General features: G+C 46.6%; 17 protein-coding genes. 6 read left to right on the top strand and 11 right to left on the bottom strand.

Going from position 1 to position 23,857, the window contains the following annotated elements; translation table 11 throughout:
* Positions 1-79: 79 nt before the first annotated feature.
* From pbpC to IE070_RS07135, 5 genes are all read right to left on the bottom strand, one after another.
* Entirely contained in the window at positions 80-2,575 is a 2,496-nt protein-coding gene (gene pbpC, locus IE070_RS07155; protein WP_189481931.1) for a penicillin-binding protein 1C, read from the bottom strand.
* Between the two features lie 15 nt (positions 2,576-2,590).
* A complete protein-coding gene (locus tag IE070_RS07150; RefSeq protein ID WP_189481929.1) occupies positions 2,591-8,449 on the bottom strand; it encodes an alpha-2-macroglobulin family protein in 5,859 nt (1,952 codons plus the stop codon).
* A 191-nt stretch (positions 8,450-8,640) separates the two neighbouring features.
* Complete coding sequence (locus IE070_RS07145; RefSeq protein ID WP_189482209.1) at positions 8,641-10,893, bottom strand: YgiQ family radical SAM protein; 2,253 nt, start codon at positions 10,891-10,893, stop codon at positions 8,641-8,643.
* 128 nt (positions 10,894-11,021) lie between these two features.
* On the bottom strand, positions 11,022-11,759 hold the full coding sequence (locus tag IE070_RS07140; RefSeq protein ID WP_189481927.1) for an esterase/lipase family protein: 738 nt from the start codon (positions 11,757-11,759) through the stop codon (positions 11,022-11,024).
* Between the two features lie 31 nt (positions 11,760-11,790).
* Positions 11,791-12,708: a matrixin family metalloprotease gene (locus IE070_RS07135; RefSeq protein WP_189481925.1), complete on the bottom strand. Its 918-nt coding sequence runs from the start codon at positions 12,706-12,708 to the stop codon at positions 11,791-11,793.
* Between the two features lie 209 nt (positions 12,709-12,917).
* On the opposite strand from IE070_RS07135, the gene IE070_RS07130 reads away from it, so the two are divergent.
* The 3 genes from IE070_RS07130 (at position 12,918) to IE070_RS07120 (ending at position 15,816) form a co-directional block, all read left to right on the top strand.
* A complete protein-coding gene (locus IE070_RS07130) occupies positions 12,918-13,256 on the top strand; it encodes a YajD family HNH nuclease (RefSeq protein ID WP_189481923.1) in 339 nt (112 codons plus the stop codon).
* A 402-nt stretch (positions 13,257-13,658) separates the two neighbouring features.
* Positions 13,659-14,723 (top strand): hypothetical protein, encoded by a 1,065-nt coding sequence (locus tag IE070_RS07125; protein ID WP_189481921.1) that lies wholly within the window; start codon positions 13,659-13,661, stop codon positions 14,721-14,723.
* Positions 14,724-14,760: 37 nt separating this feature from the next.
* A complete protein-coding gene (locus tag IE070_RS07120) occupies positions 14,761-15,816 on the top strand; it encodes a hypothetical protein (RefSeq protein WP_189481919.1) in 1,056 nt (351 codons plus the stop codon).
* A gap of 74 nt (positions 15,817-15,890) precedes the next feature.
* On the opposite strand, the gene IE070_RS07115 is transcribed toward IE070_RS07120, so the two are convergent.
* The gene (locus IE070_RS07115; protein ID WP_189481917.1) at positions 15,891-16,367 is read right to left on the bottom strand and encodes an NYN domain-containing protein; all 477 of its coding nucleotides are present in this window, start codon (positions 16,365-16,367) and stop codon (positions 15,891-15,893) included.
* Positions 16,368-16,532: 165 nt separating this feature from the next.
* Here IE070_RS07115 and IE070_RS07110 point away from each other — a divergent pair, with 165 nt between their 5' ends.
* Both IE070_RS07110 and IE070_RS07105 read left to right on the top strand, forming a co-directional pair.
* Positions 16,533-17,438: a cation diffusion facilitator family transporter gene (locus tag IE070_RS07110; RefSeq protein WP_189481915.1), complete on the top strand. Its 906-nt coding sequence runs from the start codon at positions 16,533-16,535 to the stop codon at positions 17,436-17,438.
* Between the two features lie 85 nt (positions 17,439-17,523).
* Positions 17,524-18,384, top strand: coding sequence for a bile acid:sodium symporter family protein (locus tag IE070_RS07105; RefSeq protein ID WP_189481914.1), 861 nt, complete (start codon positions 17,524-17,526; stop codon positions 18,382-18,384).
* Here the strand turns inward: IE070_RS07105 and IE070_RS07100 are convergent.
* Entirely contained in the window at positions 18,364-18,906 is a 543-nt protein-coding gene (locus tag IE070_RS07100) for a hypothetical protein (protein WP_189481911.1), read from the bottom strand. The genes IE070_RS07105 and IE070_RS07100 overlap by 21 nt on opposite strands.
* A gap of 74 nt (positions 18,907-18,980) precedes the next feature.
* A complete protein-coding gene (locus IE070_RS07095) occupies positions 18,981-19,724 on the bottom strand; it encodes a helix-turn-helix domain-containing protein (protein WP_189481909.1) in 744 nt (247 codons plus the stop codon).
* 188 nt (positions 19,725-19,912) lie between these two features.
* Here IE070_RS07095 and rhlP point away from each other — a divergent pair, with 188 nt between their 5' ends.
* A complete protein-coding gene (gene rhlP, locus IE070_RS07090; RefSeq protein ID WP_189481907.1) occupies positions 19,913-20,779 on the top strand; it encodes a rhombotarget lipoprotein in 867 nt (288 codons plus the stop codon).
* A 6-nt stretch (positions 20,780-20,785) separates the two neighbouring features.
* On the opposite strand, the gene IE070_RS07085 is transcribed toward rhlP, so the two are convergent.
* The 3 genes from IE070_RS07085 to IE070_RS07075 form a co-directional block, all read right to left on the bottom strand.
* Positions 20,786-22,273 (bottom strand): sensor histidine kinase, encoded by a 1,488-nt coding sequence (locus IE070_RS07085; protein ID WP_189481905.1) that lies wholly within the window; start codon positions 22,271-22,273, stop codon positions 20,786-20,788.
* Complete coding sequence (locus tag IE070_RS07080) at positions 22,270-23,085, bottom strand: alpha/beta fold hydrolase (protein WP_189481903.1); 816 nt, start codon at positions 23,083-23,085, stop codon at positions 22,270-22,272. The genes IE070_RS07085 and IE070_RS07080 overlap by 4 nt, the downstream gene beginning before the upstream one ends.
* 82 nt (positions 23,086-23,167) lie before the next feature.
* A complete protein-coding gene (locus IE070_RS07075) occupies positions 23,168-23,725 on the bottom strand; it encodes a TMEM165/GDT1 family protein (RefSeq protein WP_189481901.1) in 558 nt (185 codons plus the stop codon).
* Positions 23,726-23,857 lie beyond the last annotated feature (132 nt).

Genomic DNA, 23,857 nt, shown 5'->3' with positions numbered 1-23,857 from the left:
ATCTGCATGCCGCAGCTAAAAAACTAAGCATAACAGTGTACTGGTTTTTGTTGACCGCTTCATGACATTCTAACCAGTTTTACTGCACGTTGAGCGTAATTTTGCTCACTCCCCCTAAATCATCTTGCACACTCAGTTGGTAACTGCCACGGAGGGCTGGCCAAAAGAGTGTTTCACCTGGGCTTACTGCGCCTAGAAAACGCTGATCGGCAAACCAATACCCTTGCTTAGCCGCACCATCAAAACGCGCTTGTAACGCTAACGGCTGACCAGTAATGGGTAAATACGTTAAATGCGGCTGTGGCGAGACAATTTGCGGGGGTTGCGCTTGTGTTTGACTGCGCACTTCACACTCTTCAGCAAAGGCTGGTGGTTGCCGTAAACGGATACCTGCCTGCTGATATAAGGCAGCAATATCTGATGGCCAAAACTCAAACACGTCTAATGCTGTTTTAGGCGGTTGATGCACGCAGGCACGCAAGCCATTTTCAGTCAAAATCGGCACCGGCCGATGTACATCCGACACCGCAACGGGTGAGATCCCAGGGATCACCCAACCCAATTCGGTTTCAGGACAAAACTGATTCGGCAATTGATAGCTCTGTCGGCACAAAGCAACTTGCTTTAAGTTCAGTTGTTCACTTTTGGTAAATAAGCGTTGGTTTGCGTGCTGTTGTTCCCCTAGCAGGGGTAATAATGAAAAAAATAACGGGGCGGCGGCATTACGACCAATTAAATTAGGGTTACTGCTGCCATCAAAATTCCCAAGCCATACGGCTAGCACATAATCGCCATATAAACCCAGCGTCCAAGCATCGCGATAAGCATAGGACGTGCCTGTTTTCCAAGCTACTTGGGGCGTCGTCGTTAGCGCAGCAAACCGTTCATGCTGTAACGCGGGTTGTGTCGCTAACATCTGCAACGTTAAAAAAGCGGCCTCGGGTAACAGCCCCTGAAAAGCAACAGCACTGAGGCCATCAGCCTGCGGGTTACCCTTTCCGGCGCTTTCAGGCGTTACATTACGTTTGGTTGCTGTAGTTTTGATCTGCAATCTGTCAACTGGCAATGTATTAGTTGGCACTGCATCAGCTCGGTTTGCTAGCCACTGCAAAGGCTGATAAACCCCTTGATTACCTAACATCGCATACAGTGTGACTAACTGCTGCATCGATATCTCCATGCCCCCGAGCGCTAGCGCTAAGCCATAAAAATCTGCGGCTTGCGGTAGCGGTACGTTGTTGGCATTAAGCCATTGGTAAAAATCGGGGTGTTGCAATTGTGCTTGTAACGTCACCGCCGGTACATTCCGGCTTTGCACTAACGCCTCAGTCGCGCTAATGGGTCCACGAAAACGCCGATCAAAATTCTCTGGGCTGAAGAGACCAAAACGCTGCGGTAAATCTTTAAGCAGTGTTTTGGGATGAATAACACCTTGTTGCAACGCCAGCGCAAACACGAAAGGTTTTAATGCTGAACCGGGAGAGCGTGGCGCCGCTGTGCCATCCACTTGGCCGGCAATAGTGCCATTGAAAAAATCAGCTGAGCCCAAGTACGTTTTTATTTGCATGCTGGGCCGATGTACGATCAATACACTGGCATTATTGATCCCCAAGCGTTGTTGCTGCTTTAAGTAAGCCTGCAGTTGTTGGCTCACTTGCTGTTGTAAATGCCAATCTAAACTGCTGTAAATCGGCCCACTGGGTTGCTGCCGTGCCAAGGCTTGCACAAAATGAGGAGCGACAAAGGGTAAATCACGCCGGCCTTGAAAAGTTAATGGCAGAGCAAGCCGCTTAAGTTCATTACGTGTGGTTGGATACATCGCTTGCCACGCCTGCAATAGCCTTAATCTAGCCAGCTGCAACTGTTGTTGTCCGCTGCTGCGTTCGGGATTACGTTGCAACGGGTTTTGCGGGATCACGGCCAGTGCCAAGGCCTCGGCGGTACTTAACTCGGCGGCCGCTTTACCAAAGTAGATCAGGCTGGCTGCGCCTACACTTTCGATATTGGCACCGTAAGGCGCATAATTTAAATAACCTTCTAAAATCTCTGCTTTGCTTAAGTGCCGCTCTAAATACAGCGCCAGCATAATTTGCTGTATCTTGCCAACGAGATGTTGAGTGTTCAACCTATAGTGCATGCGCGCCAATTGCATACTCAAGGTCGACGCACCTTGGCGTCGCCCCCCTTTTATCACGCCTTGCCAAAATGCTCGGCCAAATGCGGCAGGATCAAAGCCAATATGCTGGTAAAAGCGTCGATCTTCATATAATAGCGTCGCCTGTTGCACTGCCGGTGCCATATCACTTAGCGACAATCGCAAGCGATAACGCTCATCAGCTGCTGGACGCAACGCCAATAGCTCACCGCCCTGTGCAAAAACCGCTTGGCTCCCCATATAATCGCGATAAAGATCCGGCTTTGGCGTTACCCAGGGTAAGGCTACAGCGCCAAGGATGATGATCAAAAACAATATTAACAGCGCTAAAAGCAAACCGCGCAGTGTGCGACGTCGCGATATTCCTTTAAGCGATATTCCCTTCAGCGATAATCCCTTGAGCGTTACTCCTTTTAGCATGAGTGCCACTCTAGATTAGGGTTGGCTGGCCGCTGTAGGCGCTTGATATGCGCCAACGCTTAGGGTGCCTGCAGCTGTTTGTGCCCGAATACGACTATCGTACATCGCCTCTGCTGACGCCACCGGCACGGTAAACGCGCCCGCAGCACTAACGCGTACTTGATAGCTTAGCTCCGTCATTTGTGGCGCAAAGCTGCCGTACCACACTATGCGATCTTCACGAATATCTAAATAATCGGCCTGCCAAACGTTGCTTTGTCGAGGAACTGAGCTGCGAACCACTTCAAAGCCGGCTGGCAATAAGTCAGTTACCACCACATTAGGTATTGTTTCTTTGCCCAAACTGCGGATCCTAAGCCGTACGGTCAATACCTGTCCTTGGCGAATCGTGGTCACTTTATTACCTTCGTTATCTAAATAATCCCGTACTAACTCCAATCCATCTGCAACAGACTTAGTGGGTAACGTTGTGGCGTAGCCGTGTTCAGATAGCGCATAAAACAGCGGGTAATCCGCCTTTATGGCCAATTGTTTAATGTCATCGCTACTTTGAGCGCTGGCATACGGCACATTATCCATAAGAGCTAACGCCTGACCATCTGCCAATAACTGCGGTAAGGCTTGCGCCGACGCTGTCGTTACCTTAGCGTAAGCCGATAACGCCAAAATACTGTAGGCTGCAGCTTGTGTATGATAATCGCCAGCAAACAGCGGTGCGAGCTGCGCCAAAATTTGTGCGCTAGTAAGCTGTTTTGCCCGCTCTGGAAAATGCCGTGCTAACAGATACAAATATTGGCTATCTAAATTAAACTGCGATTGGAACTGGCTACTAGCAAACGGCTGCACATTTTGGCTAGCCGGTTGATAATTGCGTTCTAATTGCGATACCTGACCCGGCCGATAGTTTCTGATCAAACTTTCTGCCAATGCCGGTTGTTGCAATAATTGATAGCTGGCCGCCATATAAACCGCTGTACTGTCAGATTGCCAGCGGTTTTCATGTTGTTGCTCTAATCGCTCATGTAAGCTGGTGAGGGCATTACTCACTTGCTCGCCTTTTACACTTAACAAATAAATCGCCTGCGCCCGTAACCTTGCTTGGTATAAATTAGCGCCATTTAACCGACTAAGGCTGCGTAAATAATTTAAGGCGCGATCAAGTAGGTAATGCGGCACCGCAAAGCCTTGTTGCTCTGCTTCAATTAAAAACTGGATCACATACACCGAGGGAAATTCAGCACTGTAAGATTGCCCTGGCCAAAATGCAAAACCGCCATCGCTTTGTTGCCGCTCAGATAACGCCTGCAGCACCTTAGCAAATCTTTCGTTTAACTGCGGCCATTGCGCCTGAAAATGTGGCTGCTGCACCAATGGGATCCATGGGAAAACCTGACTGACCATTTGCTCGGTACAGCCATGTGGATAGGTATCCAAATAATGGCTTAATCTATCAACTAATAATAATGGGCTGCTGCCTGCAGTTAACTGTCGCTCAGCAAGAACCGGTAATAGTGGCGTGGTCGCTAAATTTTGCTGGCCACGCGCACTGTGGCCAAAGGTAAGCTGGCGCAAATAGGGCACCGCTGGGCGAATACTAACACCAAGCTCGCGCGTGGCACTTTCTTGTCCATCAGCTGTCGCCACAGTAAAGCGCACACGGGCTTCACCCAGCGTGGCTGCGTCTTGCAAGGCGCCCGCTTTTAGACGCATTCGCAAGGCCTGTTCGCTACCCTCTGCCACAGTGATCTGCTGGCTTGATGCCGACAGTAACCTTAATCCTTCACTCACGGTGGTTGTCAGGGTTAATGCTAAGGCATCACCAGAGCCTTGCAGCAGATTAGTCACCGACAAACTGATGTCAAATTCATCCTCTGGCGCTACCACCGTCAACACATCTGGCTGCAACACAAAAGGACCTCGTACCCGAATATCTTGACTAGTCGCCCCCAATGCGTGTTCTGATACCGCTACCGCCATTAGTTTTACTGCGCCGGTAAAGGTGTCTGGCAACCGCGCTTGGTGCACGGTGCCTGTGCTATCGGTTTTTACCACCCCCAGCCAGAACACGCCGGGCTGATCGACGCGTCGGGCAAACGGATTGAGGTTAGCATCCATTCTTGAACCTGTAACCATGATACGCTCTCGATCGCCGCCGATCCCCGCCCGTAGCCGCTGTAAAGCACTAAACTCTGGCAAGACTAAATCGAGCATTTGCATACTGCGCACCTGTAGCGCCCGCTTTTGTAAAAAGAAGCCTAAAGGATCCGGTAAGTCATAATCGGCTACCTGCAAGATCCCCACATCTACGCCATACAGCAGCACATCCGCAGGCTGGTTGCTATTTAACGAAATTGAAAATTCTTTACCGGGTCGCACCAGCTCGGGCGCGGTTAAAGTGAGACGTAATTCACGATCGGTGCGGGCAATATTAAACGGCTGCACGGCATAACTCAGCGGGCTGAGTAATAACTCTGGCGCACCGGCAGCACGGACAAAACTGACGTTTAAATAAGCATTCCCCTGCAATCCCGGCGGCACTTGAATGCGCTGCACACTGTGGCTACTGTCAGCTTTAAACCAACTGAAGGCTTCCACTTTATCGGTTTCAATCGTAATTAAACCGCTACCAAGGTAAGGCGCGGTGACACTAAACTCTAGCCACTCGCCTACTTGATAATCGGTTTTACTCAGTGTTAATTGTAATTGGGCATTTTGCTCCAGTTTTGCCGTTACATTAGCGGCACCCACCACGGTATACTCCGTTTGACTAAGCAGCTCGCCAGAATTATTGAACAACTGCAGCTGATATTCGCCCGGCTCAGCCGTATTAAGGGTGTAACTAACACCCTGCTCTGGTATGGCAAACGGCTGTTCACTTAAGACTTTTTGCTGCAGCACAGTTTGATACTGCAAACTGCCATCAGCTTGCTTTACTAAACTGGATAAGGGCGTTTTTTGCACCAATTTAAAAGTAAGTTCCGTTTGAGCTTGCAAGGCCAACTGCTGATCAACTGCCACAAAATGCAATTGCCGAGCTTGGGCTTGCTGTAAAAATCCCAAATCACCATCAGCCTTTACCCCAACCAGAATTGGACTGGCGGCAAGCAAAGTGGCACGGCCATGTTGCACAGCACGACCACCAGCGCCATCAAACCCATCTATGTACAGCTGCAAACGCCATTGTCCACCACTAAAGCGTTGTAATGGCAGGCTAAAATTTACCTGCCCTGCACTGTCCGTTTGTTGCTCTGGTAACGTTTCGCGCTGACGAACCACACTATCATCGTTTTTTAAACCAAAGCGATATTCGGGATACTGCTCAAATTCAAAGGCACTGGGGATCAGCTCATAGCGTGCAGTAACGCGGCGTTGCTGCGCCGCACTGCCAAATAAGTTATCTAATTGCACCTCCAATGCCAACGCCTCTGGCAACAACCAGCCTGTAGCCTGTTGATTAAAGGTACTGCTAATTTTTAAGGTATCCGGTAAAAACTCTTCTACCGAAAAATGCATATCGCCCAAATGCTGCTGAGTACGCCCCTGCGCATCCAATAGCTGTATAGCTGCCCAATATTCACCTGTGTCGCTGTACTGCGCAGTGTTTAAACTAAAGGTTTGTAAGCCACGTGGCGATAAGGTAAATTTTTGTTGTTGTACCGTATTCCCTCGGGGGCCATTTACCGTAAGTTGTAACGACAGGTTTGCCGCGTTAACAGGATCTAAATCGCTGCGGCGAATAATACTGGCCAGATGAACTTGCTCGCCAGGTCGATAAATACCGCGATCACTAAACAGAAAAGCTTTTAGCTGATCAGGCTGCGACGATTGATATTCCCCTTCAATTGCAAAACGGGAAAAGTCTAGCTGACGGCTATAGCGATCATAGGGAATAAAGGTGCTATCTGTTTGGCCATTTTGCTTAGCGCTAACTAAATACACCACTGGTTGCTGTGCGCCTTGCAAGCCTTGCGTCACACCCAGTTGCGCCTGCCCCTGTGCATCCGTTGTGGCGCTTAATACCGGCAAGCCATTGCGTCCTAAAAGCTGCACCTCTGCGCCAGCCACCGGCTCACCGCTCAGTAGCGACATAACAAACACTCGCTGACTGCTGTCATTTTGGTGTTTTACCATTAAGCCCAAATCGGTGACTAACACCAAGCGTTTGTCTAACACATCGCCACGCCATTGCGGATGTTCACGATTATGCTGATAAAGCTCAACAAAGTAGACGCCCATCCCTGCACGCTGTAAATGGGGCTGCAAATCAAAGCTTAAAAATTGATTGCGTTGCGGTTCACGAATATTGGCACTTAGCACGTGCTCCGTTACCTCGGCTACATTTTCAGGCCCAAAGCTATAATTGTAAAAAAAGGGATTACTGACATCGCCGCCACTTTGGCTAATTAAATGGTTTACATGTTGCGGTAACACTTTAGCAAGCCGAACTTTTAGTTGCGGAACCCCACGGCTAATTAATTGCAGTTTTTGTTCGCCCGACAACAACAATACAGCCCCCTCACCGCCAATTTTTGCTTCTCTGGGGTACTCTGGTAGCGTTAACACACTTTGGAAGGGTTTCGTTAATTGGTACTGATCTAAACCAGACAAGCCTGCAGTAACGACTATAGCCACTTGCCGGTTAACCGGTAAATCGAGTGATACAGCAAAATCTTGCGCATGTTCAAATGCCCCAGGTGCCAATTCATAAGTAAGGTTTTCAGCACGCTGTAACAAGGCGGCAGTGAGTTCCGCAGCAGACCAACTTTGTTTATTCGGTTTTGGTGGCAACAAATACACACTAAGGTGCTTAGCTAACTCGGTATAACGTACCCGCTCCGTCAAACTTAATTGTAATACTTGCTCAGGTTCATCTTGCGCATTTCTCACCAGTTGAATTTGCGCAGTAACGACCTGTAACACCGTGGCGCCATCGGGAATACGCAGTGTTTGCTCTTGCATCGTTTGCATTTTACCCGCGCCCACTGCAGCAGTGACCCCACCAGCCAATTGCAAAGTCAAAAACTGCTCTTGCTCGGGTAAGCTTATGGCATCACTTTGCAGATACCATACGCGATCTTGCTCAGCCGCTTGTAAGGTATAAGACAGCATTTGGGGAGTATCGCCAGCCCGCGCGCCACTCTTAGGTAAACGCAGCGTTGTGGCGGCACGAACACTTTGCTCGGTAACAGCATGACTAAACGCCAGCGTCGCTAATACTTTTCGCACCGGCAATTGCTCAGGATCCTGATACAAACGCAGATCTTGCAGTTGTGCTGTTAATTCAGCACTGCTAAATTGCCAGCTGCGCTCAGCCAAAGATAACCCATCAGCAAACCACGCTTTGGGTAAATTTACCTGATAAGTTTGCCCCGCTGGCCAAGCAGTTTCTGGCACGAATTGCAGCGTATTATCATCCAGCCATTGCCAAAATCCAGCAATGGCTGGCTTAAGTGTATCACCTGCAGGCAGCTTTTCTCCCACTAACGCCAACTTAGCAGCGCTTAAGGCGGACGTGGGTTGGGTGGGCAAGTGCGGTCCTGGCAACATGCGTGAGGGATCTTGGCTATCGCCTTCAAACATGTCTTTCTGTGGCTGATAAAAACGCAAGATTAAGGGTGTGGGCTGTTCTTTGCCATCGCGATATTCACCCAAAACCGGTGCCGTAAGGTCCGCATAAACTTTGGGAGCGGCCGGTAAATGCCGATAATACTGCACGGCCCAAAAGCTCGCTGCAACCAGCAGCACTACCGCAACGGCTTTTACCAAAAATGCTACAGGTTTAGCTCGGGCAGAAAGCGCAAGGGCAGCAAGCCAGGCTGGCGCCGACCAGCTAAATTCACCAAAAACACGCGAGAGAAAAGACGGAGCAGACATAACCTTTCCTTGTTTATGCGAAGCAAAATGAGGGCAAACTAGCCTAAGTATAGCGGTAAAACATTAATAACTGATGAACTTCTTCATCTTAACTTATCAACACGACAATAGGTGCTAAAGTCGTGTTGATAAGGCGTGTGGATAACTTTACCAAGTCAATCACTGGGTGAAACGCAATGGAGCAAGTGCCACTATCGTGGCTTGCTTGCACCTCCCTTCGCTCCTGCTTTTTTGCTTGCAGGTTGCGAGTGGCTTCCTTGCGTCGATACGGCTTTGGTCGCTGGTTTTGCTTTGCTATAAGGTTTGGTCGCTTTAGCCGCAGGATTTAATCCAGTATGCCGAGTGAGCGCAGGTTTTCCGCCTCGCTGCGGTTTTTGTTGCAGCTCATCTTTCGTTTCAGGTGGCACCAAACAGTCTTTACCACGACCAATAAGGTGCGACATATTTAACCGAATCAACGCTTCGCGGATCATCGGCCACCCCTTTGGATCGTGATAACGCAAAATCGCTTTGTGTAATCGGCGTTGCCGCTCGCCTTTAGGAACCGCTACCACTTCCGTGTTCGCTTTATTGATATTTTTCAGCGAATTCATTTCAGTATGGTAAATGGTAGTCGCATTCGCCATCGGGCTTGGGTAAAAATTCTGAACTTGATCCAATCTAAAATCCCGCGCTTTTAGCCATAACGCTAAATTCACCATATCGAGATCTGTGGTGCCTGGGTGTGAAGCAATAAAATACGGGATCAAATACTGTTCTTTACCCGCCTCTTTACTAAAGCGGTCAAACATTTCTTTAAATTTGTCGTACGCTCCCATACCAGGCTTCATCATCTTAGATAATGGCCCGTTTTCGGTATGCTCTGGCGCAATTTTTAAATAACCACCCACATGATGCTGCACCAGCTCACGCACGTAATTCGGATCTTCTACTGCCAAGTCGTAACGAACCCCAGAGGCAATCAATACTTTCTTGATCCCCGGTAAATTACGCGCCTCACGATACAGCTCAACCGTAGGGCTTTGATCAGTATCCATATGTTCACAAATGGTTGGATAAACGCAGGATGGCCGCCGACAGGTTTGCTCGGCTTTCGGGTTTTTACAATTTAAGCGATACATGTTGGCCGTTGGGCCACCTAAATCAGAGATAACGCCGGTAAAACCCGGTACTTTGTCGCGAATGTCTTGGATTTCGCGCATAATAGATTCTTTCGAGCGGCTTTGAATAATACGTCCTTCATGCTCGGTAATAGAACAGAACGAACAGCCACCAAAACAACCACGCATAATATTGACCGACGTTTTAATCATCTCATACGCAGGAATTTTTTCTTTGCCATACACCGGATGCGGTACCCGCTGATAGGGTAAACCAAACACTAAATCCATCTCTTCGGTGCTCAGGGGAAATGCCGGGGGATTCACCCAAATATGGCGATCACCATGGCGCTGCATAATGGCGCGAGCACAGCCTGGATTCGTTTCCTGATGTAAAATGCGTGACGCATGGGCATATAAAGGTTTATTGACGCTCACTTGCTCAAAGGCTGGTAGTTTAACGTAGGTTTGTTCCCACGGTTTTTGCCGCGCAGGTTGGACCAATATAGGTTTAGCTTCCACTTCAACCGGTTTGGTTAAATCGATACCGGCTTTGGCAAATTCTGAGTAGCTACTGCAGCCCATATCATCGGCGCCATAAGGATTTGGAATAGGATCAATCTTACCAATTTTATCCAGTGCAGTAGAATCGACGCCACGCCAGCCGGGTAAGGCTTCTTTACGAATGACCGCCGTACCGCGCACATCTTGAATATCACTCACCGGCACACCACTGGCAAGCCGATAGGCCACTTCAATTAATGGTCGCTCGGCGTTACCGTAAATTAGGATGTCGGCCTTGGCATCGAAAATGACTGAACGACGTACCTTTTCAGACCAATAATCATAGTGGGCAATGCGGCGTAAACTGGCTTCGATACCGCCGATAATGACCGGAACATCTTTAAATGCTTCTTTACAACGCTGGGTATATACCGTTACTGCGCGATCAGGCCGTTTGCCACCAATATCACCGGCGGTATAGGCATCATCGTGGCGCAGTTTTTTATCGGCAGTATAGCGGTTAATCATCGAGTCCATATTTCCGGCAGACACGCCAAAAAATAGGTTCGGCTTGCCCAAACGCATAAAGTCGTCTTTGCTATGCCAATCGGGTTGGCAAATAAGACCAACCCGATAACCTTGGGCTTCTAGCATACGGCCCACTACCGCCATACCAAAGCTAGGGTGATCCACATAAGCATCACCTACAACCAAAATCACATCACAACTGTCCCAGCCTAGCTCGTCCATTTCTTTGCGGGACATGGGTAAAAACGGCGCTGTACCAAAACATTCTGCCCAATACTTAGGATAAGAAAATAAATCACGATCAGGCGCCATCCGAGCTACAGGAGCAGATTTGCGAGAAGAAGACGTAGCAGAAATGGACATAATTTAAACACCTAAGTGGAACATGGGCGCGCATTATACAAGGTGTCGTGGGGAAAGGCGAATAACGCGGTTAATAATCACAGCGCGCTTTGCGCCGGGCAATCAAACTGCTTAGCCTCTTCCCCAAAGAAGCGGCCGTTTTGCAAAAAATAAAGCGTTTGTTTAATACCCGCTTGGCGTTTCATCAAATACGGATGCGACACCGCTATTGAGACGTGTGCGCACATCCCATTAACGTAGGTATTTGCCACTGAGACCTTACCATCATCGGGGTTAGGCAGCATGGTAGATAGCATAAGATTGATTGAGCGGGTGCCGGCAATGACGCCCAATTCAAAATCAACCTCAGGCAGTTGTCTGGGGATGTCTGTCTTACTGGTTCCTAATTGCATACCTGCTGGGCCGTTAAAGGCCTCAAAACCTGGGATATCTTTGAGGGTATCAACAACCTCGCTGCCCTGGTTCGGTGGCCCCAACATGACCACTCTCCCTAAGACAGCAATACGATGATCTTTCAAATAATCGCGTAACAAAATACCGCCCATAGAATGGGTAACAAAGTGAATACGCTCACTGTTGTTTGCCTCGCACTTCGCTAAGGCAGGTGGAATTGCCATAGCTGAAAGCGTCTCGACAGGATAGTTGCGCGACGGATAATCAACATTAACCGTATAATAACCTGCATTATCTAGCGCCTGTTGCATAGTTTCCATTGCCGCAGCACTGCGAGCTAAACCGTGTAATAACACCACACAATCAGAACCGAAACTGCTAAAAGATATCAGGAGTAAAACCACTTGCAGTATTATTCTCATAGCGTATCTCAAAAATATCGATAAAAGCGGCTTAAAATCCACACTGCTGCTTAAGCGCGATAATATCTGCATCTGTTAAACCCGTTTGCCGTGGATTAAGTGAATAGTGCATCAACGCAGCGCTGTTATCAGTATGCCCCAACCCCATAGCATGACCAAACTCGTGCGCTATCGTCAGTTGTAAAGCAGCTAGGGTAGTAAAAGCAAAAATAGTCATGCTTCGCTTACCGTTAGTGATCTCCATTAAACCGACCTCAGCCGCGATGGGCGCTGACTGATTTTGTAGTAAGGCATTACGATCGTTCAGGGTGTCATTCAGATAGAGGTATTCCCGCTCTAATTGCATCTGCTGCGCGTTTAATTGCTCAGCTTGTTGTTGCAGCTGCTGTTGACGCTGTGCTAACTGCCGCTGTTTCTGCTCTAATTCAGAAACGTTTTGTAATTTGGCTCTCGACGCTTGTTGTTGAAAATTAGCAATATCAGCAGTAAATTGCTGGCTTTGTTGGTTAAACTCATGTTGTCGCTGCTGCAACAACTCGCTCTGCTGCGCCAGCGCATCAGCTCGGCGTTCAATGTTAGTGTCATAGCGCTGAATATTTCGGAGTAGTAAAGCTTGCTGCAGCACCCTTTGCTGGCGCTCATCATAACGAAAATTTATTGGAAAACCGTTAACGCTGTCATAACGAAACACATCTATGCCAATAGCTTTATTCCACTGAGCAGCGGCATTAGCTGCCGCTTGTTCAGCTTGTTCTGCGGTTAATGCAAAAGCCGAATCCAATTGGCCAATTCGCCAGAGCACAGGCGTTTGACAAAGTTGCTGCTGCATCCTTTGTTCTGCCGATTCTTTTAGTACGTAGGCTACAGGCCGCTTAGCAACAAATGATAACGACAGTAGCTGATAACTTACCAGTAAAAGTGCCGCAATCGAGAGCAGTCTAACAATCATGATTACCCCCATGGCCGATGAAAATGAGTAACACTTTAATGAAAGGCGCCGAGGTGCATACCTTTACACCAAAATTCTCAGAAAAAACCAACAAAAGCATCGTTTAAACTTGATCGTTTCTTGAATATATTCTTATTAAATTGTTAGTATCAGCCAAACCTTCTAAGTGCAATATACCATGTTAAATAACATAGTTAATCAGGACCATCATGAACAAAACTAGCAGCGGTGCCCAAGCCTATCAACAACAGGAACAAGGTTACCGTGATAAAGCATTAAAAATGTATCCATGGGTGTGTGGCCGCTGCGCTAGGGAGTTTGTGCACTCTAATTTACGCGAACTCACTGTACACCACATCGATCATAATCACAGCAACAACCCTGCCGATGGCAGTAATTGGGAATTATTATGCATTTATTGCCACGACAATGAGCATAATAAATTTCATGAATTTGTACTTTATGGCGGTACAACCGAACAAAAAGTTGCACCCGCTACCCATAATCCCTTTGCCGATTTAAAAGCGTTACTCAACAAAACCAAATAACCTTTATCATGCTCTCCCCCGTGGCAATCCCCCTAACTTAGGCCTAACTGAGTTGGAGTAACACGGGAAATTTAGGAAAACGGTAGGCGGATAAAAAATAATAAAAATAGTTCGAGCTAATACTTTAAACAATGTCTTACCACAGCACTTATGCCAGCGTAAACGCGAAAAGCTCATAGACACCCCATTTACCTATTATGTGGTTACAGATTTAAACAACAGCGGGCTAAAACAGCATAATCATATGCTTTTTCCACAGCCTGCATCTGTTGCAAAATTATCAGGTTAGTTTATTTTTTATTTGCCGCAATTACGTGGCGTTGAATGCTATGGGTAGGCCTGTTAATTGTGTAAGGCTTCGCCCTGTACATTAGAAAAATAATAAGTTAACGAGGTTTTGCCATGAAAATTTTACGTCGGCTGTGTGGCGCAGCATTTATATCCGCACTTTTAAGTGTTACTGCACACGCTGCGGTGGGTGGTTACCCCGTGGTGTTAGTGCATGGTTTCCAACCCGATAATCTTGCTAGCCGCCCTAACGCTAGCCAAGTTACCCAAAATGGCGCGGCGTATTGGAGTGAGTTTTGGGGGACCCGCGCAGAGGTCAGAATTGATTGGCCATCACACGAGCGTATTACTGGGCAAATTGCTACCCAATACGTTTGGCCAAAACTGCGTCAAATGTCGATTAATAATACCTGTAATCCTGGCTGTGTATTTGTCACCCACTCTACCGGCGATTTAGTGACTCGCTATATTTTAGACAACCAAGCACTGTGGTTACAAAACGCTGGATTACGCCCATTAAATATTGTAGCAACCTTTGATTTTGCTGGAGCAGGTGGCGGCTCCGAGCTAGCAGATTTAGCGGTAAATGTTGCCACAGGTGGTGGCCTTTTTGACCGGACGTTACAATTAGCCTTATCGTTATGGCTGGGGCAACTACCCAATGCCAACAACGTAGGGGTATTAAATGATTTACGGGTAAACACCGCTCGGCAGCTCGCGGCCTTCCCTGACAGTCGGGTACCGCGGTTACGTTTTGTCGGCGCAGGCTCAGACTTTTTAGGCGCTACGGGTGCATTTTTACCTGGCACTGATGATGGCGTAGTCGCCAGTCACTCAAGTTGCGGTGCGTCTCGAGCAAGCAGCTTTGATAGCTGTGCGACTAATGTGGCCTTTGATGGTAAACTAGTCAGCCAAAGCAGCGGCGTTACATCCTTTATGCCTTTGCATTTTCCCATGCTGATGAGCGAGGCATACAGCCATAATCAGGTTATTGGTCAACAACGCCAAGGTAATATCACCGTCGCCAGAAACAGCGCTCGCTACACTGATCAAAAACTATTAAGTTTTAGCAGTTATGACGAAACGCGTGGTTGGTTATTCTTTGCCTCACGTTATCGTGTTGTCAGCGGTTCCGAACGACAAGCCATGTCTCCGCTGGTTTTTCAAGCAGCAAATTAGGACACCGATCATTAATGAACATTAATGTGCCATACCAATGAAAAAACGCTTGGGCGGCTTAGCCGTGTTAATCATCGTTGTGCTGTTAATACTGTGGCGATTAACGAGTAATACGCCGCCCATCCCAACAGGTAATGCATTGCCTCAGGTTGCGCCGACATCTCAAGCTGCACAACCTGAGGTATCTGGCGCAGCTGCACCGGCACAGTTGAACATTACTGAAAATATCGAAGCGCCTATGGCTGAGCAATTTGCCCAGATCGCCCAAGCTTATGCCGAAGAGCTTCGTTATCCGCCCTATTCTCGACCGTTATCGGCAGCCGACCATCACTTGCTTACCCCCAATGAGTATGCTGTGCAAACTATCCCTTTAGAAGGCGGTGCCAGTGCCGCCATTGTGTTAACCCAATACCGTTTTATTTATCCCGACGAAATACCTACCGCACTTTTGCTGACGGGGATCCAAGCCAGTGAGGTTGTTCTGTCTTTGTTTGCAGAAAATACTGGCGAGCTATTAACTGAAATCCCCATGGAAGCTGACACCGAGGGTTATCAGGTAACAGTGGCTGCCAATACTACTTGGCAGGGTCCCTTAAAACTTGCCATTCGTTTTACTGCAAACGGCCAGCAGCAACAATTACATACTGGCATTGAGTATCAACAACCGACAGCCAAAATTGTTGGGGTAAATGACGGCTTTGCTGAAGGTTCAGATTTAGTGATCCCTGTGCAACTCGACGTTAGTAAAGCCGGGCATTATCGCTTACGTGCTAATTTATTTAGCGAACAAGGCGAGCCTATTGCACACCTTGTGGCCACAACCTACTTAAATACTGGCAACGCAACCCTGCCCTTACGCGCCTTTAAGGCAGTATTAGCCGGTCACGAAGGTCCTTATCGGCTTAACACCTTTGTGTTAGAACGACGCTCAGGATCACCAGGCGAGCTAAGTTTGTTTGGGAGCAGTGAGCAGGCAGAATACCCCGTGGAATTTTATGGCCTAAACCAGTTATCGGATGCGCCCTGGCAACCCGATGAACAAGAATTATTGCGTTTGCAATTTTTGAATGAATTGGCACCCACTAAGCCCTAGCAACCACAACCAGCAACCAGCAACCAGCAACCAGCAACCAGCAACCAAAATTATAATGTCATAGTGTCAACGTGCTATAACAATAATCGCGAATCTATCGGCACAAAACGGCTTGCTGCCTTAACTAAGGCCTGAGCCGTTAACCCCTCTACCCCATAGACTTCCACTTGAGTATGAAACTGCTGTACTAATTTATTGCACAATAAATCGAAATCGCCATCGCCCGACGCCAGCACCAAAATGTCGCTATGCTGACCGTATTCAATGGCATCTAAGGTGATCCCGACATCCCAATCACCTTTCGCTGAGCCATCAGCCCGCTGAATAAAAGGCTTAAGTTTTACCTCAAAACCAATAGCACGCAGAATGTTTTGGAACTGTCGCTGCTTTTCATCACCCCGATCAATGGCATACGCAATGGCTTTTACTACCGTGCGCCCTGCCGTAGCTTGACGCCAAAAGGCGTTATAATCAAAATTGCGTTGAAACGCTTCACGGCTGGTATAGTAAATATTTTGTACATCGACCAAAATGGTCACGTTGTTTGTCATCGTGAAGTACTAGCCTATTCGTAACGAGGGTAATGTACGTTTTACCGTAAATATCGACGGTTTGCGAAACAAATATCCAATGCGTATTGCCCAACTGTTATTATTTCACTCTGTTAACGTTTAAAGCACTACACTTCAGTTATCAAACTCGTTTAGGCTCTCATTATGCGCACCTTGCGTCCCCGAGAATTATTAGTCGTGTCTCTATGTGCCGGTTTGTTCACTATGGCCTTAAAAACCTTAGCGTGGTATTTAACAGGCTCCGTAGGGTTTTTATCAGATGCTATGGAGTCTGCCGTAAATGTGGCTGGTGCAGGCTTTGCATTGTGGATGGTCAGTATTGCTCAGCGCCCCGCAGATCTGTCACATCCTTTTGGCCACAGTAAGGCCGAATATTTTTCCGCAGCCTTTGAGGGCGGGATGATTTTAGTTGCCGCTATAGCCATTTTTATTACCGCATTCGAGCGTTTACTCAATCCACAACCTATTGCGGCCTTAGGTGTCGGCACACTACTCAGCGCTATCGCGAGCTTAATAAATTTATGTGTAGGAATACTACTAGTGCGCGCAGGTAAGCACTATAAATCGCCAGCATTAGCAGGTGATGGACAACATTTGCTAACCGATGTCTGGACCACCGCAGGGGTTATTATTGGGGTAGGTTTAGCGGCAATAAGCGGACTTAACTGGCTAGACGCAGCCGTTGCCATGCTAGTGGCGCTGCATATTTTACGTGAAGCAGGCCACATTTTGGTCAGTGCCATCAATGGACTGATGGACAAAGCCTTACCCAAAGAACAAAACGATCAGCTACAGCAAACATTGGATGCGTTATGCACTCAACATACGCAGACGCTGCCTGACACAATAACGCCCTGTGCTGCACCGCCTATCACTTTTTGTCAATTACGAACGCGAGGTGCAGCAACACAAGCCTTTGCACACGTTAATCTACAGGTACCGGGTACGTGGTCAGTTACCCAAGCACATCAATTAGCTGATATCGCCGAGCAGCAGGCCGCGACATTGGGGATTCAACTTATCGTGCATATCGAACCGGCGTGCATGTAACCGGCAAAACTTTCAGTACTTTGCCGCTTGCCCTGAGTAGAACAACAAGGTAGCGTAAGCTATTCCCCAGAAATATGAATTAGATATGTTTGCAAGCTTAACCCAAATTGGTCTGCCGCTGGCTTTAATACTTATTATGATTGGCGTGGGCATGAGCCTACAAGTGCAGCATTTTAAGCATGTGCTGCGGGCACCGAAAGCCTTTATCATCGGTACACTCGCACAGTTGGTATTACTGCCAATTATCGCGTTGCTCGTTATAAGCCTGTTTGGCATACAAGCAGAATTAGCCGTTGGGCTCTTTATTTTAGCGCTGTGCCCGGGCGGTACAACCTCAAACTTGTATAGCTATTTAAGCAAAGCGGACGTAGGTCTCTCCATATCACTTACCGCCATGTTAGGGTTAATTACCCCGTTCACACTGCCCTTTTTGGCCGCATGGGCCATCCATTTTTATCTTGGGGAGAATAGCCAGCTTGCGTTACCGCTGATACGCACTTGGTTAACCTTAATGATTGTTAGCGTTTTTCCCGTGCTCTTGGGTATGGCGATTCACGCCAAATGGCCCGCATTTGCTAAACGCGCGCAGCCCATGATCAGTCGTTTTTCTGTAATCGTATTAGTATTACTTATTATCAGTATTGCGGCAGATCTAGGGAGTGATTTCTGGCATTACATGGTATTAAGCGGTCCCGCAGCCTTAACACTTAACGTGGTTACCATGTTCGCAGGCTATGCACTAGGACGATACGTGCTGCATAACGAGCAGCAAGCACGCACCATTTGTTTAGAAGTCGGGTTACAAAACGGCACCTTAGCACTGCTGATCACGACAGGTATTTTACAAAACAGTGCCATGTCTATTGCCCCGAGCAGCTACAGTGTTTTAATGTTTTTTACTGCCAGTTTATTTACGTGGTGGGTATTAAAACGCCAAACCAGGTAAACCTGTCGCTAAATTAATAAAACGCTGTTGATACTGTTGCAAAGCGCGTTTATCGGCATCGGTTAAACAGGGACCAATGACGCCGCGCATTTGATTGGTTTGAGCAATCTTCTGCTCAGCCAGTTTGCGCTGTGTCTCTGGTAAAAAAGGCAAACTTTGCTCCGTCATCGCTAATACTGGCTGCATAGACTGTAACACCGGCCACGCACCTTTAGCGGTTAATTCAATAAAAAGCGCAGGGGTAAGTTGATGCTTGGTCAGTACCTGATCAACTTGCGCTAAATAGCCTTTGCCCTGCTCTTTGGCACGTAATTCGCTGGCATGTAACGCCCAATCACAATGCTTGGCCAGGCGCAAATACTTAAGACTACTGGGATCATCTTGCTCAATACGCGCCAGCTCAGGCAATGCAGCTTCATAACGCGTAATATTTTGCTCTGTTATCACCGTAGAAGCATGGGCAATTGAACCAAGTACACCACTAAACCAAAGAATTGCCGCAATACCGAATGAATTACGCATAATAAACCTCATAAATTAATGTCATACATGTTTTATACCCATCAGGCTTAACCACAGCTGAAACATGGACTAGGCTAGGAGGCATCCGCGCGCAAAAAGGTTTTAAATACGCCAAATCGCCAATTACGCATAGCTAAAACAGTTGATACCCCAAAACGATCCGCCAGCGGTAATCCACTGTCGTGCTGAACCAATTCGTTAAACTCTCTGGCTAATCGCCGTAATTTGCCCTGAAATACCTGATTACTGGCACGCGACAACATACCATTTAATACCAGCATACTCTCATCTTGCTCTGTGAACCGATGATTAAAAAACTCAGCGGCTAATTGTTGCTGAAAAAAACGCTGAATCGGCCCATTATCTCGCCAACTAAAATTTGCTGCTATACGCAGCTTAATACGATTATTCGGCTGTAACTCAATCAAATGTAATCGATCCAACTTAATCAATTTTTGTAAACATTCGCTTGGCGTAAAGCGATACCATGTTACCAAATCATTTATCGTCCAATGGTTAAGCACCGATACCGCCACAAGTAAAAGCCCGAGATCTGCGGTAAGCTCCAATTCCTGCTGCTCGGTAAGCTCACTAATTTGTCTTTGAGACTGTTGCAGCAGTTGCAATAAATCCACAAAATCTAAATGCAATAGCTGACAAATGTGCTCTAAGCGCTGCAACGTAAATTGCTGCAGCGAAAACATGCGTTTTACACTGGCTTCACTGATGGCCAAGTGCTCCGCAACCTGTGCATAGGTTATTCCTTGCTGCTTTAACGCCTGCTTTAACGTTAAAACCAGCGCCGCGCTTTGTGACATCTTCGCCTCTTGTCATTTCGAAAGAAAAAGTATCAAAAATTAATACCAACAGCACTCATCAATGCTACTTAGATTATAAAGGTAGCAAAATAAGAAACTTAACGCTAGCTTAATGGCTGAAGTCGTCAATCATGTCAGCGCTATCTGTTGTCATATAACAACATCATCGCCACTACAGGAGCTAAAAAATGCCGCAAATGTTCAAACATCTCATTACCACACTCACCCTTTGCGTGTGTTTAGTGGGTTGCGCCAGCCAACAATCGGGCAGTCGCAGCAGTGTGGTCGAGTACCTATATCCCAATACTGCTGACGTACACATTGTACAAAGCATTCCAGAACTCACCTTACCGATCCGATTGGGTATCGCTTTTGTCCCCTCGGAACGTAGCTATCAAAAGGGACAACATCCTTTTGCACTTAGCGCACAACAGGGTTCGCTATTAGATGAAACTGCTAAACTAGCTATGCTGGAAAACATGGCCCAGCATTTTAAAACGCAGCCTTATATCGGTAATATTCAGATTATTCCTAGCAACTACTTAAGACCACAAGGTAGTTTTACCAATTTAGATCAGCTACAAGCGCTGTTTGGGATTGATGTCGTTGCATTAATCTCATTTGATCAAATGCAATTTAGTCATGAATCTAAAGCGGCATTAAGCTACTGGACATTGATTGGCGCCTATTTCGTATCAGGACAGAAAAACGATACCAGTACCTTAATGGATACCGCTGTTTATGACATCAAAAGCCGTAAGCTGCTGTTTCGTGCTCCTGGGATAAGTCACATTAAAGGGCGTTCTACGCCAATAAATTTAGCAGAAGAGCTGCGTCAAGATAGCCAACAAGGCTTCCATGCAGCCAGCCAGCATATGATCAGCCAATTAACACAAGAATTGGACACCTTTACCACGCGATTAAAAACGCAACCTAACGATATCAAAGTGGTAAAAAGCAGCCAGTACCGTGGCGGAGGAAGCGTTAGCTGGGGAGTGATTGGTTGCCTACTGCTGCTTGGTGTTTATCGTTACAGCCGAAACAAAAAATGCTGAAATTAATTAACCCCGTAAGCAACTAAACCAAAAAATTGCGCCATGAGGCTGTGCTGATTGATAACCAATTTCGCCGCCCATGGCATTAACTAATCCCTTACATATCGCCAGCCCCAAACCTGAACCTTCGTATTCGCGATTACTGGCATTGTTTTCTTGTGTAAATTGCGTAAACAATCGAGATTCAAACTCGGGTTTTACGCCACATCCCTGATCTTCAATTCGTAGCACCACGCAACTCGCATAGGCGGTAGCCTGCACATTCACAGTCGAATTCACAGGCGAAAATTTAATGGCATTAGACAATAAATTTACAAGCACTCGGTGAAACTTATCTGGATCCGTACACACCGAGGGAACATGCTCAGGCATTAACACGTTCAAGGTTATCTGTTTAAGCTTACTCGCCTGCGTCTGTTCATTAACAGCTCTCTCAATTAATTGCTCAAGGGCGCAGCTTTGTAGATTTATCGTAACATTACCACTCGTAATATCGCCTAAATCCAGTAAATCGTTCACCAAACGCTTCAATCGCTGGCTATTAATCACAGACAGATCGACTAATCTTTTGGCTTTTTCCTCTAACACGTTTTCATAGCGATGACTTAACAAGGTTAAACTGGCCAATATCGCAGTTAAAGGGGTACGAAATTCATGGCTAATGGTGGCTACAAAATCGTTTTGTAAACGTTCTAATTGCTTACGTTTTGAAATATCAGTGGCTAACAGCAATATTTGCTTGGGAGATGCATTAGATTCTCCCGGCACTGGACGAAATTGCAATAACACATCGATAATCGCACCAGACTGTTGGGCTAGCGTCGATTCAAATTCAAGTACCGACTCCATCGCGGTGGGCATAGTGTAAATGGCGTTAAGATAGTATTTTATTCGTAATAGCCCAGCATGAGTCTCTTGATGATTACAAAATAACATCTCAATGTTTTGTCCAACCAACTCATTGTACGGATAACCGAGTAATTTCCCCGCGCCAAGATTGGTGAATTGAATAACCCCCATTTGATCTAATGTCATGATGGCAATGTCTTGTGCTGCATCAAGAATATTTTGTAAGCGCTGCTTTAAGACACTAACCTCTTGAGCATACTGTAAACTTTGTTGGCGCGCGTTTAACAGCTCTTGCTCAAAACTGGCACGTTGATACGCGGGTAACAATACCCATCGATAGCAAGATTCACCAGAATATACCCCTGCCGCCACATTCACCAGAATCGGTATTGAAGTACCCAATTTACTTTTAATATTAAGGTAATACTCTCTCACTTGGCCTTCTTTTCGTAACATTGGCCAAAGATGTGTTTGCAAAAAAATTTTTGCCGCAGGCGGGAATAACTGCTCAATTGCAGTAGGAAGCGTTACTTGCTCTGGCAAAAACTCTATCCTAGCCAGAGCATTCATAAAAACTATTTTGCCAAAGGCATCAGTAATAATTAATGAGCAAGGCAACGCCGATAATTCATCGGTGATACTCACAGAATATCCCGTTCCTTTAAATAATCTTGTATTGCAGTGATCACTAATCCTGGGTGACTCATGTGAGCCGCATGTCCAGCAACATCGAGGATCTTAAGCTGGCTATGTTTAAGTTGTTTATGTAAAAATTCGCCCACAGCCACAGATGCCAAAACATCATCTTGGTGTTGTAAAATCAGGCTAGGGACGGTTACTTTTGCAAAATCATCACGGTTATCGGCGAAAAATGTGGCTCTGGCAAAATGCTGCGCAATAACCGGATCTGTTGAACAAAAACTGTTCGATAACTCCCCAGCAATCTCTGGATTATTATCAGGTCCAGCCACAACAGGTGCCAAATATTCTGCCCACCCAACATAATTCTGATTCATTAAGGCAAGCAAACCTTCTAAATCATCTTTGTCAAATCCCCCGCTATAATGAGGTGGATCGTTTAGAAAACAGGGCGAAGCACCCAAGAAAATCATCTCACGAAATAAATTTGGACGCGCTACGGCAGCGAGCGCCCCAATACTGCAACTTACAGAGTGCCCAACAAAGATAACATCGCGTTCAAGCCCTAAGGCATCGCAAATCTCGATTACATCCTGAGCATAACCTTGAAGATTCGCGTAACGTTCAAATTGATAACAACGAAGATCGGATTGTCCACTGCCGACATAATCAAATAAAATTTGATAAGTATTTCCAATAAAAGCAGATGCTACCGAATCCCACATAGATTGATTACAACCAAAACCATGTGCAAAAAGCAGTACTGGATCAGAGGGTTTACCCAAAACTCTAACATTATTTCGCTGCAACACTGACATATAAACACCTTAAGTACGGCAAATACCCCAACACGCTTTGTTTAATAACATTAGCATACTCTTTACCTGATTTTTCACACTACTACATTAAAATTGTGAATATCCCCAAAACCATAAAAACTATACATGCTGTGCGACGCGCCCAATCCAACGAAATTTTTTGTAGTAACCAACTGCCCGCGAATACAACAGGGACATTGGCAGCCAACATACCTAGTGTGGTGCCCCAAATAACCATCCAAATAGCATTGTCAAAGGTTGCCGCTAAAATCACTGTCGCCACTTGGGTTTTATCACCAATCTCCGCCAGAAAAAACAAAACGCAGCTTGCTACAAAAGCGCCGTATTTTAATACCGCGTTGTCCTCGCTATCGTCTTTATCGGGGATCAATAACCACAAACCTACTGCAATAAATGAACCGCCCAATAACCAAGGTCCCCATGTGGTGGGAATAAACTGCGAAATCCATACGCCAAGCCAGGCCGATGCCGCATGATTAAGTAGCGTAGCCACTAAAATACCTGAAATAATCGCTGTTTTGTTACGAAAACGTGCCGCTAAAAAAAGTGACAGTAATTGCGTTTTATCGCCAATTTCAGCAATAGCAACGGCAGTAAATGAAGAGAAAAGCGCGTCCATAAAATCCTATCTGTAGCGGGAGTATAAACAAAAGACACAACACCAACTCCCGCTATGGGCTGGTACTGTGTCTTAAGTCTCATCGCACAAACAAGGTTAACTTTGTTTGCTGCTTACACCATGTGCATGGGG

This window comes from Alishewanella tabrizica, from assembly GCF_014652375.1.
In the GTDB taxonomy this organism is placed as follows: domain Bacteria; phylum Pseudomonadota; class Gammaproteobacteria; order Enterobacterales; family Alteromonadaceae; genus Alishewanella; species Alishewanella tabrizica.
This window is presented reverse-complemented; position numbering and strand designations above follow the sequence as displayed.

Excerpts from the sequence above, each read along its gene's own strand:
- pbpC (WP_189481931.1), bottom strand. The coding sequence starts at position 2,575 with ATGCTAAAAGGAGTAACGCTCAAGGGATTATCGCTGAAGGGAATATCG.
- IE070_RS07150 (WP_189481929.1), bottom strand. The coding sequence starts at position 8,449 with ATGTCTGCTCCGTCTTTTCTCTCGCGTGTTTTTGGTGAATTTAGCTGG.
- IE070_RS07145 (WP_189482209.1), bottom strand. The coding sequence starts at position 10,893 with ATGGCGCCTGATCGTGATTTATTTTCTTATCCTAAGTATTGGGCAGAA.
- IE070_RS07140 (WP_189481927.1), bottom strand. The coding sequence starts at position 11,759 with ATGAGAATAATACTGCAAGTGGTTTTACTCCTGATATCTTTTAGCAGT.
- IE070_RS07135 (WP_189481925.1), bottom strand. The coding sequence starts at position 12,708 with ATGATTGTTAGACTGCTCTCGATTGCGGCACTTTTACTGGTAAGTTAT.
- IE070_RS07130 (WP_189481923.1), top strand. The coding sequence starts at position 12,918 with ATGAACAAAACTAGCAGCGGTGCCCAAGCCTATCAACAACAGGAACAA.
- IE070_RS07125 (WP_189481921.1), top strand. The coding sequence starts at position 13,659 with ATGAAAATTTTACGTCGGCTGTGTGGCGCAGCATTTATATCCGCACTT.
- IE070_RS07120 (WP_189481919.1), top strand. The coding sequence starts at position 14,761 with ATGAAAAAACGCTTGGGCGGCTTAGCCGTGTTAATCATCGTTGTGCTG.
- IE070_RS07115 (WP_189481917.1), bottom strand. The coding sequence starts at position 16,367 with ATGACAAACAACGTGACCATTTTGGTCGATGTACAAAATATTTACTAT.
- IE070_RS07110 (WP_189481915.1), top strand. The coding sequence starts at position 16,533 with ATGCGCACCTTGCGTCCCCGAGAATTATTAGTCGTGTCTCTATGTGCC.
- IE070_RS07105 (WP_189481914.1), top strand. The coding sequence starts at position 17,524 with ATGTTTGCAAGCTTAACCCAAATTGGTCTGCCGCTGGCTTTAATACTT.
- IE070_RS07100 (WP_189481911.1), bottom strand. The coding sequence starts at position 18,906 with ATGCGTAATTCATTCGGTATTGCGGCAATTCTTTGGTTTAGTGGTGTA.
- IE070_RS07095 (WP_189481909.1), bottom strand. The coding sequence starts at position 19,724 with ATGTCACAAAGCGCGGCGCTGGTTTTAACGTTAAAGCAGGCGTTAAAG.
- rhlP (WP_189481907.1), top strand. The coding sequence starts at position 19,913 with ATGCCGCAAATGTTCAAACATCTCATTACCACACTCACCCTTTGCGTG.
- IE070_RS07080 (WP_189481903.1), bottom strand. The coding sequence starts at position 23,085 with ATGTCAGTGTTGCAGCGAAATAATGTTAGAGTTTTGGGTAAACCCTCT.
- IE070_RS07075 (WP_189481901.1), bottom strand. The coding sequence starts at position 23,725 with ATGGACGCGCTTTTCTCTTCATTTACTGCCGTTGCTATTGCTGAAATT.